A 17,453-nucleotide genomic window follows, 5' to 3' on the forward strand; every position below is an offset into this window, starting at 1 on the left:
GGCCTGATCAGGCACGCACAGGAACGAGGGAGGGTCGCGATGGCCACTGCCGCGACAGGCACAGAGACGTCGCGCAAGCAGCGGGCCGAAGCGAGTCGCAGGCGACTCGTCGAGGCCGCGGCCGAGCAGTTCCTGAGCCGCCCCTACGAAGAGGTGGCCATCGGCGACATCGCGGAACTGGCCGGGGTCACGCCCGGGCTGCTCTACCACTACTTCGAGAACAAGCGGGGCATCTACCTGGAGGCCATGCGTGAGGCCGGACGCAGGCTGCGCGCCGCACACCAGCCGCACTCCGACGCACCGCCGGGTGAGCAGGTGCGCGAGCTGCTGCGCACCCATCTCAGTTACATGTCCGAGCATCAGGAAATGGCGCTCGGACTGATCCACGGCGGGATCGGCGCCGACCCCGAAGCCCGGGCCATCTTTCAGGAGGACCGCCGACGGACGATCGGCTGGCTGTGCGACGCCCTAGGGCTCGACGCCCAGAACCCGGCCGTGCGGCTCACCCTGCGAGCAGCTGTCGGCGCGACCGACGAAGCCACGGTGTTCTGGATTGAGCAGGGTCGCCCCTTCGGTATCCCCGAGCTGGTAGAAGCCCTGATGGAGATGCTCATCGCGGCGATCGAAGGTGCTGCCCGTCTCGATCCGGACCTCCGCGCGGAACAGGCGGTCGCCTTGCTTCGACGAAGTGAGCGATAGCCGGCCCTTTCCGCATCGAACAACACCGCCGCCCAGACGCAGGAGTCGCCCGCCCGGCGCAGCCCTGCCGCCGAAGAAGTGCCGGCACGGATTTCGCACCCGGATCCCGGCCACGACCGGGAATGCCGGACGGGACGGCCAGATCTAGGACGACGCCACGGACGCCGCCCGCCAGTGTTGTTGCCGCCAATGGACTGCTCTTCGTCCTACAGCGCTGGGCCGCCTCTGGACTCTGCGCGCCAAGGCACGTACCTTAGCGAGCGCTAAATCAGGTACGAGAGGCGAGCCGAATGAGCGACAGCGGTCGAACACCCGAAGAGATACGTGTCACCCGAGAGGGCACCCTTCTTCGTCTCACCCTGACTCGCCCGGAGCGACTCAACGCCCTCGGCACGACGGAGCTCCACAGCCTGGCCGACGAGGTGGACAAGGCGGCGGCCGACGAGGGGGTACGCGCACTCGTCCTGACTGGCGAGGGCCGCGCCTTCTGCTCAGGCGCCGATCTCGGCACGGTGGTGGACGCGGGCACCGTCGAGGCCGCGAACCGAACAGTTCTGGCCTTGCGGCATATCAGGAAGCCGGTGGTTGCCGCGGTCAACGGCACCGCCGCCGGCGTGGGCTGCTCCCTGGCACTCGCCTGCGACCTGGTGATCGCCAAGCGGTCCGCGTACTTCCTGCTCGCCTTCGCGGGCGTGGGTCTCATGCCCGACGGTGGGGCAACCGCACTCGTACCAGCGGCCGTTGGCCGGGCGCGTGCGATGCGTATGGCTCTGCTCGGGGAACGCATAACGGCAGAGACGGCCGCGGAGTGGGGTCTCATCGGCCAGGTCGTGGACGACGACGCCTTCGACGAGACCGTCGAGTCCGTGGCCGCGCGACTGACCTCCGGCCCGCCACTCGCGTACGAACGAATCAAGGGCGCTGTCAACGAAACAGCCCTGCCTTTCCTGAACCGAGCGCTGGAGACAGAGCGAACGGGACAGACTCAGCTGCTGCACAGCGAGGACTTCACTGAAGGCGTGGCAGCCTTCCGAGCCCGCCGTGAACCACGGTTCACAGGCCGCTGACCAGCAGAAGCGACCTCGCCGCTGCCGCTTTCACCACTTCACAGGACACCAAAGCGTCCGTACAGCGCTCCCAAAGAGACTGAGCGATCGCTAACTAATCATCGCTTCGGAGATCGGAAACCCCACCGTATGAACATCACTGACACCGACGTCGCCCTCGTCACCGGAGGTGCCTCGGGACTCGGGCTTGCCACTGCGCGGCGACTGGTAGCGGACGGAGCCAGGGTCGTCATCGCCGATCTGCCGTCGTCTGAGGGCAAGGCGGTCGCGGCGGACCTCGGCCGCAACGCCGTCTTCGCCCCGACGGACGTGACCGAGGAGTCCCAGGTCACCGTCGCCCTCGACACGGCGGCGGACCTCGGGACACTGCGGGTTCTGGTGAACTGCGCGGGTATCGGCAAGGACGTCTTCCGAGTCGTCGGCAAGCAGGGCCCGTTTCCCTACAACAAGTTCCGGCGGACCGTCGAGGTCAACCTGATCGGAACCTTCAATGTGATCCGTCTGGCGGCCGAGCGCATGATCGCCGTGGAGCCGGTCGGCGAGGAGCGCGGCGTCATCGTCAACACCGCCTCGGTGGCGGCCTTCGACGGCCAGATCGGCCAGGCCGCCTACTCCGCCTCGAAGGGCGGCGTGGTCGGCATGACTCTGCCCGTCGCGCGCGACCTCGCCCAGCACCTGATCCGCGTCAACACCATCGCACCGGGCCTGTTCCAGACGCCGCTGCTGGCTGGCCTGCCCCAGGAGGCACAGGACTCGCTGGGCACTCAGGTCCCGCACCCAAGCCGACTGGGCCGCCCCGAGGAGTTCGCCGACCTGGTCGCCCACATCGTTGCCAACGCCATGCTCAACGGCGAGACGATCCGCCTCGACGGCGCCATCCGCATGGCACCTCGCTGACCTGAAGGAAGACGATGCAGATCGGCGCCATGCCGCGGCTCTCGAAGCACCCGCAAACGTCCACCCACGAAGCCGCAGACCTGGAACAGGCCGGCGTGGACATCGCGTTCCTGCCCACCGCGTACGGATTCGACGCCCCAACAGCCTTCGCCCGCCCGGCTGCACCCGAGCGGCTGCGCACGGGCATCATCGCTGTCCACTCGCACACCCCGGCCCTGACAATTCAGACCACGACCGGACTCGACGCTGTGACAGGCCTCTCGCGGATCGTCGGCTACCGTGCCGCCACTGTCACCGTTCCGCACGTCTCCCCCTCGGGGCCGCGCCCCCTGAACAACGAACGGCTGAAGGACATGGTGGCGTGATGGAGAGCGACCTGTACGACGAGGACCACCAGCTGTTCCGAGAAGTGGTCCGGGAGTACGTGGCCCGTGCTGTGATCCCGAACAGCGAACGCTGGGAGCGGGAGCACCTGATCGGCCGGTCGGCGTGGCTGGAGGCGGGCAAACAGGGGCTCATCGGCCTCGCCGTCCCGGAGGAATTCGGCGGTGCAGGCCAGTCCGACTACCGTTTCCGGGCGGTCGTCGCGGAGGAGTTCGCGGCGGTCGGCGCGGCCTCGCTGCACGCGGGGTTCTCTCTCAACGACGACGTGGTACTTCCCTACCTGCTGGAACTGGCCAGCGATGAGCAGAAGGCGCGCTGGCTCCCAGGATTCACGACCGGCGAGACGATCGCCGCCATCGCGATGACCGAACCGGGCGCGGGCAGCGACCTCAACGGCATCCGCACCACCGCGGTCCGCGACAATGGCTCCGGCGACTGGCTGCTCAACGGCTCGAAGACCTTCATCACCAACGGCATACAGGCCGACCTGGTCATCGTCGTGGCCCGCACCGGCGAACGGGAGCTCGCCCTCTTCGTGGTGGAGCGCGACACGCCTGGCTTCACGCGCGGGCGGAAGTTGGAGAAGATCGGGCTGCACGCGCAGGACACCGCAGAACTGTATTTCGACGAAGTCCGCGTTCCGGCGGCGAACCTGCTGGGCACCGAGGGCCGTGGCTTTGCGCACCTCATGGAGCGGCTGCCGAAGGAGCGCTTGTCGATCGCGGTCACCGCGCAGACCGCCGCGGAGGCCATGCTGCACTGGACCACTCGGTTCGTGCGCGAACGCGCGGCCTTCGGCAGGCCGGTCGCTGAGTTCCAGACGGTGGGCTTCACGCTGGCCGAGCTGCGCACCGAGATCGAGGTCACCCGCGCCTACGTCGACAAGGCCGTGCGCGCGTTGAACGCCGGAACACTCAGTGCGGTGGACGCCGCCAAGGCCAAGTGGTGGGCTTCGGAGATGCAGAACCGCGTCGCCACCCGCTGCCTCCAACTCCACGGCGGTTATGGCTACATGCTCGAATACCCGATCGCCCGCGCCTTCCTGGACGCCCGCGTCCAGACCATCTACGGCGGCACCACGGAGATCATGAAGGAAATCATTGCCCGGGACATCGTGGGCGGACGCCGAGCCTGAGTCGATCGAGGCGGTGCCCCTCCCGGCGGCGTCTCATCGTGGGCGGTCCTGAGCGGTGAGCACGAGGGGCGACGGTAGTCGATTCGGTCGCCCCCTGGGCCGCGGGGCGTATCACAGCCCCGCTCTGTACGTAACCCGGCCAACGTCACCACCGTCACAAGGACTACGCCCGGCCCCACCTACGGCCGGGCGGATCTCGGCGTCCCCATCGCCCGTAACGCTGTAGTCGTGGACGCCCGACCCTGACCAGCAGCCCTTGCAAGCGGCGACCCTGCATCGGCTCACGTTCCAGTCACCCGGTCATGTGGACCTCCACGATGCGAACGCGTGCCCTCGCGTCGGAGTCTGGGTCATGCGCGCGGAAGTGTCCGTCGGCAGGCGACTCGTCCTTCCCGTCACTCATAAGCACTCTCCGCACCCGAGTGGTCACGGGCCGGACGCCGAGCAGTCGAGCCCCCGAGTCTGCGCGGTCGGCGCGCCCGCACGGGTGCCACCTCGGACCACGTTTTCTTGCTGACTCAGGTCAGCCTGTCGATAAGGAGTCGGCGATGACACCCCCTGCAACCCATCAGCCGGGCGAGCCCGAGGTCAAGACGGCCGCCGGCCGAGTACGCGGTCGCGAAGAGGACGGCCTGACCGTCTTCCGCGGTATCCCGTTCGCCCAGCCGCCCGTCGGCGAGGCCCGTTTCGCCGCCCCAGGCCCCGTGCAGCCCTGGGACGGCGTCCGGGACGCGTTGGAGTTCGGTCCCCTTCCCCCGCAGGCGACATGGCGTGGCATGGCCCCGTCGGTCGAGGTCACCGGCGACGAGTGGCTCACCCTCAACGTCTGGACGCCCGACCCCGCCCCGGCCGTCGGCCGCCCGGTGATGGTGTGGATCTACGGTGGCGCCTACATGATGGGCACGGGCGCCGCCCCGGCCTACGACGGAAGCCGTCTCGCCCACGAAGGCGACCTCGTCGTAGTCACCTTCAACTACCGCGTCGGCGTGGAGGGCTTCGCCCAGATCAGCGGCGCGCCGGCCAACCGGGGCCTGCTCGACCAGGTCGCCGCGCTGGAGTGGGTACGGGACAACATCGCGGCGTTCGGCGGCGACCCCGACCAGGTCACGGTCTTCGGCGAGTCCGCCGGTGCCGGGTCTCTGGCCTCGCTGCTCGCGATGCCTCGCGCCAAGGGGCTGTTCCGGAGGGCCATCGTGCAGAGCTTGACGGGTTCCTTCTTCTCCCCGGAGCTGGCCGAGGACATCGCCTCGGAGATCGCCGCGGAACTCGGTCTGAGCGCGACGGTGGCAGACCTGTCCGGCGTGGACGCGGGCCGGCTGACTGCCGCAGGAGACGCGGTGGACGCGAAGCTGAGCCAGTACGAGCGCCGATGGGGGCCGGTCGCGCGCTCAATGACGCCTTTCGCCCCCGTGGTCGACGGCGACGTGCTGCCCACCACCCCCTGGGAGGCGCTGGCCGACGGCGCGGCACGGGAGGTGGAGCTGATCGTCGGACACAACGAGGACGAGTACCGCATGTTCCTCGCCCTGGGCGGGCTACTCGGACAGGTCAGTGACGACCAGGCGGCCGACACCCTGCGCGCTCTCGGCCCGGGACCGGACGCCGAGCGCGCCTATCGCGACGCCTTTCCCCAGGCATCGGCGGAGGAACTGTACGAACGCGTCCAGTCGGACTCGACGTTCCGGATGCCCACGCTGCGGCTCGCCGAGGCGCAGGTGGCGGGCGGCGGCAAGGCCTACGTCTACGAACTGACCTGGGACGCGCCGGGAAGCGACGGCATCTTCGGCTCCACCCATTTCCTGGACGTGCCGCTGGTCTTCGGCAACCTCACCGCCGACCAGGCTCCCGTACTGCTCGGGCCGGAACCGTCCGCCGAGACGGAGGCGATCTCCGCGCACTTCCGTAAGGCCTGGACCTCGTTCGCCAGGACCGGCGACCCGGGCTGGCCCGCCTTCGATGCTGAGCGGCGCCTCGTACAGGTCATCGACACGGAGCCTACGGTCACCGTCTACCCGGAGGACGACACCCGCCGCTTGTGGCAGGACCACAGCTTCCAGCCGCTGCCGCTGCTCGAGAAGTGAGACGGCGAGTTCACCGTCTGCGTTCGCGTGACCGCCACCTCTCCGCTTCCCTGTTCCTCCCGCTCACCTCTTGAAAGGCAACGCGTCATGCGTGCGTTGACACTGTCGGCATACGGCGACCCCGAAGTACTGACCGTCTCCGACCTTCCCGCTCCTGTCCCGGGCCCGGGACAGATTTTGGTACGGACGGCGGCATCGGCCGTCAACCCTGTTGATCTATGGGCCCGTTCGGGCGCCTTGGCAGGCTCCATCAAGCACCCCTTCCCTCTGATTCTCGGCTGGGACCTCTCGGGAACGGTGGAAGCGGCCGGCAAGGGCGTCATCCGCTTCTCCCCCGGTGATCAGGTGGTCGCCATGTCCGCGCAGCTCGCGACCGGCATCGGCACCCACGCCGAGTACGTCGCCCTCGATGCGTCACTCGCGGCACCGGCGCCCCGCACAGTGGACCTCGTACACGCCGCAGCCCTTCCGCTGGCCGGACTGACGGCATACCAGGCGCTGGAACGGATCGCCCCTCAGCCGGGCGAGAAGCTGCTGGTGACGGGTGCGGCCGGTGCCGTGGGCGGGTTTGCCGTGCAACTGGCCGCCGCACGGGGCGTCGAGGTCATCGCGCTTGTCCGGCCCGAGGACGCGGACCTGGCGAGGGAACTTGGCGCTCGGCAAGTCCTCTCCTCCGGCGCGGAAGTTCCCACCGGAATCGCCGATGTGCTACTGGAGACCGCGGGCATCGCCCCGAAGGCCATGAGGGCGATCCGGGATGGAGGCCGAGCCGCTTCCATCACGGCGCAACCGCCGACCGCGGAGCGCGACATCACGGTCCTGCCGACCTTCGTCGAGCAGGACGGTGACCAGCTCGCGGTCCTCTCCCGCCTGGTGGACGAGGGAGTCCTCACCCTGCGCATCGCCGAGGTCGGCGGCTTCGGCTTCGGCCCGGAGGCCCATCGCAAGCTGGCCGGCGGAGGCATCCGCGGCAAACTGCTCCTCATTCCTTGAGTCGCCCGGCGGTCAGCTGACCGCTGAGCGAGACAGCAGGTCAAGCACGGTGTTGGTACTCAGCACCGGGTCTGGCGCCACGCACGCCGACAGCCCGCCGGCGAGCGATGACCTCACGCGGGCAACGACGACATGTACCGCTGACAGGCAAGGGAACGGGGACGCAAATAAGCGTCGCCTCGCCTTGGTGAACGATCGACGCCGACTTCCGTGGCTTTGCCGGCAAGAGCGGGAGTCGTTTCGAGACGATTGCGGGAGTCGCGCTATGACTGAGTTTGCGATGTCCACCTGTTACGACCGGGGGCTACCGCACCTTTCATTCCCTTGCTCGCCATCATCCGTTCCGTCGTCGGCCAGGTCTCGCCCCGACGTTGGCACGCTCCGCTCTGCGCCGATACCGACTTCCACCGCCTGGAGATTCCGTGTACCCGCACTTCCCCTCCACTCCACCTCATCACCCCATAGCATCGAGCCCCAGCGATGCTGCGCAGCTGCAACGCATGAACAACCTCCGCGATGCCACACATCGTGAGCAGCGCGCCTTCCTTGTCCTCAACGCGGTTCCCTTCGCTGTCGGCATCGTGCTGTCCTGCTTCACCGACGTTCCTGGGGCGGCGGTGTACGGGGAGTTCACTCTGGGCATGGTGTGGGGCATTCTGCAATGCGCACTATTCGTCGCCACTGCCTGGTTGTACGACATGCGAAGTACACGGTCGTCCGATCCCATCGAACAGTCTTTGACATCCGACGTGCCCTATGCCGAGATGTCGGGTGCTGTCACCGCCGACGGGTTCGGGCGGAGACAACGGTGAGCGTGGAAATCCTGAGCTCGGGCGCAGTCGACCCCATCGGTTCGAATGCTAGAGGGCCCGTGATCGTCGCCTTCTTGGTCTTCATCGGAGTTTCGATGTTGTGGCTCTTCACGCTCGCCATAGCAGAGGAATCCAAACCGGAAAAGCTCTACGTCGCCGACCGGTCCCTCTCCGCGGTATTCAACGGATTCGCCATGGCCGGTGAGCATATCTCGGTCGTTACCCTGTTGTCGCTCTCGGGGAGCGTCGCCCTGTTCGGCTACGACGGGTTCGTCTTCACCGTCGACGGTCTGATCCTGCTCGGCCTGCTGCTCCTCCTCGGGCAGAAGATACGAAACAGCGGCCGCTACACCCTCGGCGAGGTGTTCTCATTGCGGGCGTCAGGTTCCGGGCCCCGCATCGCCGCGACCGCAGTGACACTGGCCATCACGATTCCCATCCTCATGATCCAGTTGCGTGCCGCCGGCACCGTCACGGCCTTCCTGATCGGTATGTCGTCCGATGGCGCCCAGGTGCTGTGCACGGTGCTAATGGGCTGCCTCGTCGCCTGCTTCGCCGCGGTGGCGGGTCTGAGGGGAAACAGTTTGATGCATGTCGCCAAGGTGCCGATCACCCTGGTGACCCTTGCTGTGGTCGCGCTGCTGGCCCTCAAGAAATTCGAATGGGATCCCGGATCTCTGCTCTCGGCCGCGGCAGACAAGAGCGCGGCGCCGGACGACTATCTGAGTCCGGGGTTGTGGCCGTACACGGTGAGCCTCGGTTCGCTCAACACATTCGGCACTCACATAGTCGTCATCCTCGGCACGGCCGTGATGCCTCACCTGATCCTTCGGGTCGGCGCGTCGCGGACCGGACGTACCGCGCGACGATCCATGAGCATCGCCACGGGGCTGATCGGCGTCTACATCGTGCTTCTGATCGCCACCGGCTTCGCAGCAGCGGCCCTGGTGGGCGCCACCGGCATCGTCACGGTCGATGCTACTGGCCAGTCGTCCCCGATTCTCCTGGCCGCGGACCTATTCCGAGAGGGTTCGACAGGACAAGTAGTACTCATCACCCTCATGGCGTGCGTCATCTTCCTCACTGTGCTCACCACCGTGACGAGTGTGACTTTCGCCGCCGCCGTCTCCTTCGCCCACGACGTGTTCGCTGGAGGAAAACGCCGCCGCACCGACACCGGAGAGGTACGAGCACTGCGTGTGGCCGCCGTCATCATAGGCGTGATAGGGCTGTCGCTGGCCGCTGCCGTGCGCCGGTATCCAACCGAGTTTCTGATATCTTTCTCAATAAGTGTCGCAGCTTCATGCGTCTTCCCCACGCTGATCTATTCGTTCTTCTGGCACCGATTCAACCGCAGAGGTCTGCTGTGGTCCGTCTACGGAGGACTACTGCTCTGCACCATCCTCACAGTCTCCTCGCCCGCCGTCTCAGGAACAGAATTCGCGCTATGGCCGGAAGCGAGTTTCGACTGGTATCCGTTCCAGACCCCAGGCATGGTTGCCGTGCCTGCGGCATTCATCTTCGGATGGCTCGGAAGCATTACCTCACCGAAAGATTCCGAGCTCGATTTTCAGAACATGCAATACAAAATTTTGACGGGAAAGGAAGCAGGATTGCATGTCACTAACATCGACCTTTCGTGACGGCCCGCCAACGGAGACGGGAGCTCATTTCGTTGTGGGTGCGGAGTTGTTGAACTGGTGGAGCCAGGCGGTTGGGTGGGCCACGCGGCGAGGTTACTCGTCAAGGGCGAGTCCTTTTCCCTAATGGCCTCCCTCAGAACCGGACATGACAGTTTCCCTGCCATCCGGTGCCACGCCCACCGCCAAACACTCCTACGAACTGAGGACTCCGTTATGACGACATCCCTGACCGCCGAAGGTTTCCCGACCCACCTCGCCCCCATCGACGAGGCGGCCCAGGCCGCCCTGTTCACCCAGGCCCGGACGGTGAACTCGTTCACCGACACTCCTGTCTCCGAGGAGGAGTTGTCAGCCATATGGGAGCTGGCGAAGTGGGCCCCGACGGCCGCCAACACTCAGCCGATGCGGGTGCTGTTCGTTCGCACCCCGGAGGGCAAGGAGCGGCTTGTCAAGCACATGGCGGAGGGCAACGCCGCCAAGACCGCGTCCGCGCCGGCCACCGCGGTCCTGGCGGTGGACACACGCTTCCACGAGCACATCCCCCATCTCCTGCCGTTCCGCCCGGAGATGAAAGACGCCTTGGAGGCGAACGAGGAGATGCGCACCGGTCTCGGCACGTACAACGCCGCCCTCCAGGCCGGTTACTTCATCCTGGCCGTGCGGGCCCACGGCTTGGCCGCAGGCCCGATGGCAGGGTTCGACAAGGACGGCATCGACCAGGAGTTCTTCCCCGACGGTCGCTGGAGGTCGACCCTGGTGGTGAACATCGGCCACCCGGGCGAAAGGCCGTGGTTCGCCCGACTGCCGCGTCTGGAGGCCGACTCCGTGGTCAGCTGGGCCTGACCGGGAGCAGCGCTGTATACCGACCGCGCAGCCGATCCGGCGACTTCCTGCAATGACTCCCTTGGCGGCTGCCGTGCGAGCCGGTCGTCCGACCTGATTCGGAGGGGACCGGCCCGCGGCGGCTGTACAGCGGGCCTCCCGCATTCCTGACTCCAGCGTTTTCAAGTCAGGTCTGTCTGCCGCGAGTGAGGCTCGTCCCGGCGAGGAACCCCCCGAGGGGCAGATGAGCTGGTTGTGAGAGCGGGCCGATCGCGGCGCGGTCGTACTCTTCGGTGGCCTCGGCGGGCTGGTGCAGAGATTCGTTCCAGTCGGCTTCCAGAGTGTCGGCGACGAGCCGGTTGGCGGAATCGACGGACAGATACCGGCGCCCGGCGAGGTCTACCGGGTGCCGGACCCGTTCGACGCAGCGGCGCGGAGCCGGTCGGCTTTCCAGGCGAGGGCGATCAGCTCGTCACTGACCCGAGGGCAACCTCGAAGGTGAGCGGGGTGCGGGTGGCCGGCAACAGCTCACCGACGCGGCGTCGATCTGATCGCCGACCTGGTCTGACAGATAGGGACCGCGTTGCGGATCCCCTGGAATCAGCACGGTCCACTGCTCTCGGGTCAGGACGCGGGGTGGTGGTCTTGCCGTCCGGGCCCCGTGGTGCGCTTTGCGTCCGTAGCAGAACGCGTCGGCGTAGGCAGGTTGTGCAGGATCTGCAGGCCCCCGTGGTCTGCAGAATGCCCCAGGTCAGTTCATGTCAGGGAGAAGGAGTCGTCATGACAGGCACGGCACGACAGCCACGCGCCCTCGTGGTCGGACTGGGCCTGGCCGGTATCGCCACCGCCCTGCGACTGCGGCAAGTGGGCTGGGAGCCAGTGGTGGTGGAGCGGGCGCCGGCGCGCCGCTCAAGCGGGTACTTCATCTTCCTGTTCGGCACCGGCGTCTCCTCCGCGCGACGTCTTGGCGTGCTGGAGGAAATCGGGGACCGCGCCGGCCCTCAGCTCGCGAGCTATGAGATCAACCGGGCCGGACGCCGCACCTCAGGCAGGAGCCCCGGCATGTTCCCCGGCGTGACCACCAAGCCGAGGCACCTGCTGCGAGGCGACGTGGAGAAGGCCCTGTTCAACGCGCTGCCTGACGACGTGGAGATCCGCTTCTCCACCGTGCCCACCCGTATCACCCAAGACGCATCCACGGCAGAGGTGACCCTGCACGACACCGCGGCCGACACCTATGTCACCGAGCGCTTCGACCTGGTGGTGGGCACCGACGGGCTGCGCTCGAGCGTGCGTCGGCTGGCCTTCGGCGACCAGGACTTCCTGCGCCCGCTGAACTACATGGTCGGTGCCACCGCGCTGGACGAGCCGGTCGCGGGCTTCGGCCTGCACGAAGGCCTGATCCTGGCGGAGCCGGGGCGTTCCGCGTGGACGTTCCCCTTCGTCAACCGCGGGCCGAGCCTGATGTTCTCTTACCGCGCCGACGACATCGACGCCGAGTTCAAGCGCCCCGCGATCGAGTCGATCCGGGCCGCGTTCGGCCCGAAGCCGGCCGGCCCAGTGCTGGAGAGCCTGTTCTCCCGTTTCGAGCAGGCCCCCGACGCCCTGTTCGACTCGGTGCATCAGGTCAAAATGGACAACTGGCACCGGGGCAGGGTCGTCCTGGTGGGCGACGCCGCCTGGTGTGTGACCCTGTACGCGGGCATGGGCGCCTCCAGCGCCATCGCCGGGGGCGAACTCCTGGGCAGCCTGCTGGAGCGCCACCCCGGCGACGTGGCCGACGCGTTACGAATCTGGGAATCCCGGATGCGCCCCTTCATCCACACCGAGCAGAACAGCGCGCTGATCATGCGCCGTAGCTTCACCCCGCACGACCGCAAGGAACAGCTCCTACGCACCGCGATGCTGCGCATCATGACCAAGCCGCGACTCGCGAAGGCCGTGGGCAAAGTAGTGCGCGGTCCGGATTTCTCGAACAAGGAACTGGACGTCGCCGCCGTATGACCGAAGCCCCGCACTAGAGCATCGGACCATCCACGCGAACGAGCTGGTCGAGCACCATTCGCGCAAGGCCGCCCGCCTCCTGGACGCCACACGCGAGCTGGTGCGACCACGACCCGTGGGCCAGGTCACCGTCAGTGAGATCGCCCGTGCCGCGGGAGTGGGCAAAGGCACCGTCTACCTGTACTGGCCCACCAAGGAAGACCTCATCCTCAGGCTCAAACTCCCGCTGGCGCACCGCGTCAGGGGTGACGTCGGCCTGCTGCGCATGCCGGCCCAGCTAGCCGACGACCACGACCTGTTACGCGACCAAGTCCAGCGCCCTGGGCTTCGCGGACGCCCGATCCTGTCCTTGTCGGGTTCATCTCCGTCATGTCCGACCCGGACACCGCCCCTCTCGGCACAAACGCCCCGGACGAGATCCTCGCCCGCCTCGTCGAACCTCCCACCACGCCCGACAAGGCCGCCGTCAAGGCCGCGGCCGAAGAGACCGTCGCCTTCTTCCACGACACCGGGCAAGCGGTGCTGGGCATCATCGAGCGCTGTCAGCTACCGCGGTAGTAAGTCGATGGGTGCAGCTCGTCCGTGGCACGGGTGCCGTGGCGGCCGCCAGGCCCTGCCGTCACGGCAGCCCCGACCCCGGTCGGCGGGGATGAGGAAGTCGAGGTGCTCGGGCAGCGCGGGCACGAGGACGAAGCGGGTGTGGGGTGTACTTCGCCATGGCCTCCCCGTCTCTGGTTGGTCATGCGCTCCTACACCAGCGCCTCTTGCCCGGGCGACAGTCCAGGGCGTCTGTGACCAGCCAGAGATCATCCGGTGGTCAGCGGCATGACCTTGCGGTAAATCGGGACCGCGATTACCGCCACGGCTACGTGCATCAGAAGGAGTGCGGCGACGCCAACCGCCCCTCCGACGTCAAACAGGAAAAAGTCAGGGATGAAGGACACTACGATCACGGCCGGGACGAGCCATCCGAGCAGCGCATTGGGGTCTTTGGACGTTCTGCGCGCCACGGCCCAGCCCACGCCGCCCAGGACGGTGCCCACTGCGGTCAGGAAGATGTAGACGCCGGGCTCCAGCGGGCCGAAGTCGTCGGGCTTGTCTGCCACAGCGCGGGCGAGAAGGGCGAGAACGGCGTTGGCCGCGCTCGCGGCAGCGATGGCAGCGAGCACTCCGGCCGCGACGACCATGGGGCCGCGCCGGGCAGGGGTAGTACGAGGGATCGCTGACATGTGAACTTCTTGGACTCCTTGAACAGTTCGCTCGGCTTGTCCGAGCGCATGGAAACAGTGCGGCGGCGTCTACGCCCCGGCGGGACCAAGTCAGGAGGACGCGAGGCGGAGCGTGAGCGCGGCGATGGCCAGCAGGAGCGCGACGAAGGCGTTGGGGCTGCCCTTGATGTCCTTCACGCGCAGGTGCGCGCCGACGGCGCCCACGAAGTAGAGCACCACTCCGATGGCTGCGGCGACACCCAGAGGCCACCACCACATACCCACGATCAGGCCCACTGCGCCCGCGAACTCGGCGGCAGCAAGGAAGGGCAGCATGCCCTGCGACACACCCACCTGCCCCAACCCGTCGACGAGTTTCGGGTCCTTCTTCACCTTGGCGCTGCCTGAAGCAACAAGCAGGAGGGTGAGAAGAACGGCCACTACTACGTATGCAATGAACATGACATAACTCCAACTGATTGCATCTATGCGATGGGTGGTTCGGTCATAACGAGTCCCGCGACGCCGCTCGTACTGATCCGGGCGGATCGCGGAGAAGGCGATCCGCTCGGCGGCGGCTGGGCAGGCGTCAGGAACGCCCCTCCGCCGAATGCCCTTCCCATCCAGTCCGAGCCAGACTCCACGCCGGCGAATCCAGCGCCGGCCCTGTCTCGGCCCACAGAGCCGGGGCGCCTCGCCATCCGCTGCCTACGACACTAGGAAACCCAGATCAGCACTCGCATCCGTGAAGTCCACATACCTGGGGGGAGGGGGTTTCGGCCCCCGGCGGACCGAGAACCGTGCCCCAGCACGGCACTCGGCGGCTCAGTCGCCCCGGAGCAGCAGGTATGCCAGCTCGGTACGGGACCTGACCCCCAGCTTGGCGTAGATCTTCGTGAGGTGGGACTCGACGGTCCGACGGCTGACGTAGAGCTGATCGGCGATCTCCGGATTGGACGCGCCACCCGCTGCGAGCCTGGCGATCCGTTCTTCCTGCGATGTAAGTGTGGTGGCGGCGGCCGCGACAACCGTCCGGGCTCGGGCGCGCTCGCCCGTCGCTTCCAGTTCCGCGCGGGCTCGCTCCGCAAAACCGGCCGCGCCCAGCAAGGAGAACGTCTCGCGGGCCGTGCGCAGGTGTTCCCGTGCTTCGCGGCGCCTGCGCTGCCGCCTGAGCCACTCCCCGTAGAGCAGGTGTGTACGGGCCAGTTGCACCACCGCGCGCGTCTGCTGCAGATACCCGATGGCGGTCCGGTACAGCGCGTCCGCGTGGGTGTCCTGGGCCAGCAGGGCACGGGTCCGCGCGTCCATGCCGAGGCCGAAGGGGGTGCCACTCGCCTGGGCCGACTCGGACAGGCGGTCGGCCGCGCGCCGAGCCAGTTCCGGCTCTTCCGCGCGTGTGGCCGCCTCCGTGAGATCGGGCAGCGCGTTCGTGGCGACGAAGGTGTGCGGGACGAGGAGGGCGAACCGGAGGTGCCTGACCGCTTCCGCGTGCCGTCCGAACCCGAGGTCCAGCAGGCCGAGGCTGTGCGCCGCCATGTCCGCCAGGGTCCCGAGCCGGTGCTGTGTCGCGTACCGGGTGACCGCAGCGGCGAGCACGTGGGTGCGGCCCTCGTCGCCGCGCAGGGCCGCGACCATGGTCTCGCCGGGAGGGGTCTCGCCGGTCACGTTCGGGTAGCCGGTGGTCCGGGCGACCTCGTACGTCTCGTCGTACAGGGCCTGCGCCTCGGTGAAGCGTCCGGCGAGCATCTCGGACTGGGCGCGAGCGCCGAGGCCGAGCGGCAGCATGAGCATGCCGCCAAGGGCGCGCAGAGTCCGTAGGTGCCAGGCGGAGAGTGTGTCGTGGGCGGCGTCGTCCCACAGTTCGACAGCCGCGTATACGCACATTTGGAGGACCGGGCCCGCCTCGTCGGGGTCCAGGGCGGCGATCGCCTCACGGAACAGCGACGCAGCCTCCTTGGGAGCGTCGCTCAACCGAGCGACGAAACCGTCGAGCAACAGGTCCATGGCGATCGGAGGCTCCGACCGAGGTGCCGCCCCCGCCGTTCGTACTGCCGCCAGGAGCGGCTCCGCAGGGGCTCCCTTCCCCAGATGGAGGTACACCCACAGGGCCACCAGATGTGCCCACCGGGATCGCGGTCCGTCCACCGGTTCGAAGGCACGGGCCGCTTCGGTCAGCAGCGGCGCCGCGTCACCTCCCCGTCCCTGGGCTATGGCGAGAAGTCCGCGCATGAGCAGGACCTGTGCCGCCTGGTAGGGGTCTTCGCAGGGCTCCTGCTGGGCCAGCGTGATCAAGTCGCTGCCGGTGTCGAGCGCTCCGACGGCGATGTTCTCCTCGGCGGCGGCGAGGTACCGGGCTGCCCGACGGCAGGGTTCGGTGCTGAGATCGCCCGCTCTGCGGAGGAAGGCAGCCGCCGCGGCCTGCCCGCCGCGCCGACGGGCCCGGTCGGCCGACGCCTCCAGCTCCGCGGCCACGTCGTCGTCCGGCCCGACGACGGCCGAGGCCCGGTGCCAGGCCCGCCGGTCCGGATCCAGGGCGGGGTCTATGGCCTCGGCCAGCACATGATGTGCCCGACGACGCTGTGCCGGCGTCGCACTGGTGAGCACCGCCGCGCGCATCAACGGGTGACGGAAGGCGATGCCGTCCGTGAGGTCGACCAGCCCCGGCATCTGTGCGCGGCCGATCGCCTCGAACGGAGTGCCGAGGGCAGCGCATGCCCGCCGCACCAGCCCCTCGTCTCCTGTCGGATCCGCGGCCGCGACCAGTAGCACGGTCCGAGTGGCCGCGGGCACGCTCCTGACGACGCCGACCAGTGCTTGTTCGAGTCGGACGCCCAACGGCAAAGCCTCGGGCAGCGGGACATGCCCCGTCAGCTGGCCCGGACTCAGGGCGGCCGTGATCTGCCGTAGGGCGAGCGGGTTTCCGCCCGTCTCGGAGATGAGGCGGTCCCGTACGCCCTCGACGACCGGACCGGATGCCACCTCGGCCAGAAGTTCCCGCGCGGCCTCGGGCGCGAGCCCCTCGACGAGAAGTTCATCCAGGCCGTCGAAGGGCAGCCGCACCCCGCAGGTCCCCGTCTCCCGTACAGCGAAGAGGAGCCCCAACGCGTCGCGGTCCGCACGGCGGGCGACGAACGCGAGCACCTCCGCCGACTCCCGGTCCAGCCATTGCACGTCATCGACGACGCACACCAGGGGCGTACTGGACGCGGTGTTCGACAACAGTGTGAGAAGAGCCAGGCCGACGAGCATTCGTCCCACGGGGGCGGGCGGCCGCAGCCCCATCACGATCTCCAGGGCCTCGCGCTGCGGAGTGGGAAGCGACCCCAACCGCTCCCCGTCGAGGTGGCGGGCGACCAGTTGCTGGACGCCGGCGTAGGCGAGACGCATCTCGGACTCGATGCCGGTGATCCGCTTGACCGTGAGTCCTTCGCCGGCCTCGACCGCGTATCCCAGCAGCGCCGTCTTGCCGGTCCCTGCCACGCCGCGCAGTACGAGGGATCTGCTGCGACCCGCCCGGACGTCCGTGAGCAGGGCGTCGATGAGCGCGCACTCCTTCGTGCGCCCGATCAGTGGCATGGGAGTGAGCCTACGACAGCTGTCGGGCAGGCAACTGACCTTGACAGCAACGGTTCCTGTGGCGCAGCCATGTGGAGCTCCCCGTGCGGGCGGTGGCGGTCGATTCCTGGCATGGAGCTCACCGTGCCTCCT

At 67.9% G+C, this 17,453-nt stretch carries 15 protein-coding genes and 1 pseudogene; 13 read left to right on the forward strand and 3 right to left on the reverse strand.

Going from position 1 to position 17,453, the window contains the following annotated elements:
* Window positions 1-39: 39 nt before the first annotated feature.
* From QA861_RS25875 to QA861_RS25935, 13 genes and pseudogenes are all read left to right on the forward strand, one after another.
* Window positions 40-699, forward strand: a complete 660-nt coding sequence (locus QA861_RS25875) for a TetR/AcrR family transcriptional regulator (RefSeq protein ID WP_334590972.1) — start codon at window positions 40-42, stop codon at window positions 697-699.
* Between the two features lie 290 nt (window positions 700-989).
* The gene (locus QA861_RS25880) at window positions 990-1,766 is read left to right on the forward strand and encodes an enoyl-CoA hydratase (protein WP_334590973.1); all 777 of its coding nucleotides are present in this window, start codon (window positions 990-992) and stop codon (window positions 1,764-1,766) included.
* A 129-nt stretch (window positions 1,767-1,895) separates the two neighbouring features.
* Window positions 1,896-2,663: a 3-hydroxyacyl-CoA dehydrogenase gene (locus QA861_RS25885; RefSeq protein WP_334590974.1), complete on the forward strand. Its 768-nt coding sequence runs from the start codon at window positions 1,896-1,898 to the stop codon at window positions 2,661-2,663.
* Between the two features lie 14 nt (window positions 2,664-2,677).
* Entirely contained in the window at window positions 2,678-3,028 is a 351-nt protein-coding gene (locus QA861_RS25890; RefSeq protein ID WP_334590975.1) for a hypothetical protein, read from the forward strand.
* Window positions 3,028-4,182 carry an acyl-CoA dehydrogenase family protein gene (locus QA861_RS25895; RefSeq protein WP_334594843.1) on the forward strand — a complete coding sequence of 385 codons (1,155 nt, stop codon included), beginning with the start codon at window positions 3,028-3,030 and terminating at the stop codon, window positions 4,180-4,182. The genes QA861_RS25890 and QA861_RS25895 overlap by 1 nt, the downstream gene beginning before the upstream one ends.
* Window positions 4,183-4,730: 548 nt before the next feature.
* Window positions 4,731-6,263, forward strand: coding sequence for a carboxylesterase/lipase family protein (locus QA861_RS25900; protein ID WP_334590976.1), 1,533 nt, complete (start codon window positions 4,731-4,733; stop codon window positions 6,261-6,263).
* A gap of 87 nt (window positions 6,264-6,350) precedes the next feature.
* Window positions 6,351-7,256: an NADP-dependent oxidoreductase gene (locus tag QA861_RS25905; protein WP_334590977.1), complete on the forward strand. Its 906-nt coding sequence runs from the start codon at window positions 6,351-6,353 to the stop codon at window positions 7,254-7,256.
* A gap of 500 nt (window positions 7,257-7,756) precedes the next feature.
* Window positions 7,757-8,068 carry a DUF485 domain-containing protein gene (locus QA861_RS25910; protein WP_334590978.1) on the forward strand — a complete coding sequence of 104 codons (312 nt, stop codon included), beginning with the start codon at window positions 7,757-7,759 and terminating at the stop codon, window positions 8,066-8,068.
* The gene (locus tag QA861_RS25915; protein ID WP_334590979.1) at window positions 8,065-9,711 is read left to right on the forward strand and encodes a sodium:solute symporter family transporter; all 1,647 of its coding nucleotides are present in this window, start codon (window positions 8,065-8,067) and stop codon (window positions 9,709-9,711) included. The genes QA861_RS25910 and QA861_RS25915 overlap by 4 nt, the downstream gene beginning before the upstream one ends.
* A gap of 213 nt (window positions 9,712-9,924) precedes the next feature.
* Window positions 9,925-10,554 carry a malonic semialdehyde reductase gene (locus tag QA861_RS25920; RefSeq protein ID WP_334590980.1) on the forward strand — a complete coding sequence of 210 codons (630 nt, stop codon included), beginning with the start codon at window positions 9,925-9,927 and terminating at the stop codon, window positions 10,552-10,554.
* Between the two features lie 759 nt (window positions 10,555-11,313).
* Window positions 11,314-12,537, forward strand: a complete 1,224-nt coding sequence (locus tag QA861_RS25925) for an FAD-dependent monooxygenase (RefSeq protein ID WP_334590981.1) — start codon at window positions 11,314-11,316, stop codon at window positions 12,535-12,537.
* A 79-nt stretch (window positions 12,538-12,616) separates the two neighbouring features.
* A pseudogene (locus tag QA861_RS25930) lies at window positions 12,617-12,739 on the forward strand (helix-turn-helix domain-containing protein); the annotation flags it as partial.
* A gap of 167 nt (window positions 12,740-12,906) precedes the next feature.
* Window positions 12,907-13,095, forward strand: a complete 189-nt coding sequence (locus tag QA861_RS25935) for a hypothetical protein (protein ID WP_334590982.1) — start codon at window positions 12,907-12,909, stop codon at window positions 13,093-13,095.
* 248 nt (window positions 13,096-13,343) lie between these two features.
* Here the strand turns inward: QA861_RS25935 and QA861_RS25940 are convergent, their stop codons facing one another.
* From QA861_RS25940 to QA861_RS25950, 3 genes are all read right to left on the reverse strand, one after another.
* On the reverse strand, window positions 13,344-13,724 hold the full coding sequence (locus tag QA861_RS25940; RefSeq protein WP_334590983.1) for a DUF6069 family protein: 381 nt from the start codon (window positions 13,722-13,724) through the stop codon (window positions 13,344-13,346).
* A 132-nt stretch (window positions 13,725-13,856) separates the two neighbouring features.
* A complete protein-coding gene (locus tag QA861_RS25945; RefSeq protein ID WP_334590984.1) occupies window positions 13,857-14,207 on the reverse strand; it encodes a DoxX family protein in 351 nt (116 codons plus the stop codon).
* 363 nt (window positions 14,208-14,570) lie between these two features.
* Window positions 14,571-17,321: an AAA family ATPase gene (locus QA861_RS25950; RefSeq protein WP_334590985.1), complete on the reverse strand. Its 2,751-nt coding sequence runs from the start codon at window positions 17,319-17,321 to the stop codon at window positions 14,571-14,573.
* Between the last annotated feature and the right edge of the window lie 132 nt (window positions 17,322-17,453).

It is taken from the genome of Streptomyces sp. B21-083, assembly GCF_036898825.1.
Lineage (GTDB): Bacteria > Actinomycetota > Actinomycetes > Streptomycetales > Streptomycetaceae > Streptomyces.

Excerpts from the sequence above, each read along its gene's own strand:
- QA861_RS25925 (WP_334590981.1), top strand. The coding sequence starts at position 11,314 with ATGACAGGCACGGCACGACAGCCACGCGCCCTCGTGGTCGGACTGGGC.
- QA861_RS25880 (WP_334590973.1), top strand. The coding sequence starts at position 990 with ATGAGCGACAGCGGTCGAACACCCGAAGAGATACGTGTCACCCGAGAG.
- QA861_RS25920 (WP_334590980.1), top strand. The coding sequence starts at position 9,925 with ATGACGACATCCCTGACCGCCGAAGGTTTCCCGACCCACCTCGCCCCC.
- QA861_RS25875 (WP_334590972.1), top strand. The coding sequence starts at position 40 with ATGGCCACTGCCGCGACAGGCACAGAGACGTCGCGCAAGCAGCGGGCC.
- QA861_RS25900 (WP_334590976.1), top strand. The coding sequence starts at position 4,731 with ATGACACCCCCTGCAACCCATCAGCCGGGCGAGCCCGAGGTCAAGACG.
- QA861_RS25950 (WP_334590985.1), bottom strand. The coding sequence starts at position 17,321 with ATGCCACTGATCGGGCGCACGAAGGAGTGCGCGCTCATCGACGCCCTG.
- QA861_RS25885 (WP_334590974.1), top strand. The coding sequence starts at position 1,896 with ATGAACATCACTGACACCGACGTCGCCCTCGTCACCGGAGGTGCCTCG.
- QA861_RS25905 (WP_334590977.1), top strand. The coding sequence starts at position 6,351 with ATGCGTGCGTTGACACTGTCGGCATACGGCGACCCCGAAGTACTGACC.
- QA861_RS25940 (WP_334590983.1), bottom strand. The coding sequence starts at position 13,724 with ATGGTCGTCGCGGCCGGAGTGCTCGCTGCCATCGCTGCCGCGAGCGCG.
- QA861_RS25910 (WP_334590978.1), top strand. The coding sequence starts at position 7,757 with ATGAACAACCTCCGCGATGCCACACATCGTGAGCAGCGCGCCTTCCTT.
- QA861_RS25935 (WP_334590982.1), top strand. The coding sequence starts at position 12,907 with ATGTCCGACCCGGACACCGCCCCTCTCGGCACAAACGCCCCGGACGAG.
- QA861_RS25890 (WP_334590975.1), top strand. The coding sequence starts at position 2,678 with ATGCAGATCGGCGCCATGCCGCGGCTCTCGAAGCACCCGCAAACGTCC.
- QA861_RS25945 (WP_334590984.1), bottom strand. The coding sequence starts at position 14,207 with ATGTTCATTGCATACGTAGTAGTGGCCGTTCTTCTCACCCTCCTGCTT.
- QA861_RS25895 (WP_334594843.1), top strand. The coding sequence starts at position 3,028 with ATGGAGAGCGACCTGTACGACGAGGACCACCAGCTGTTCCGAGAAGTG.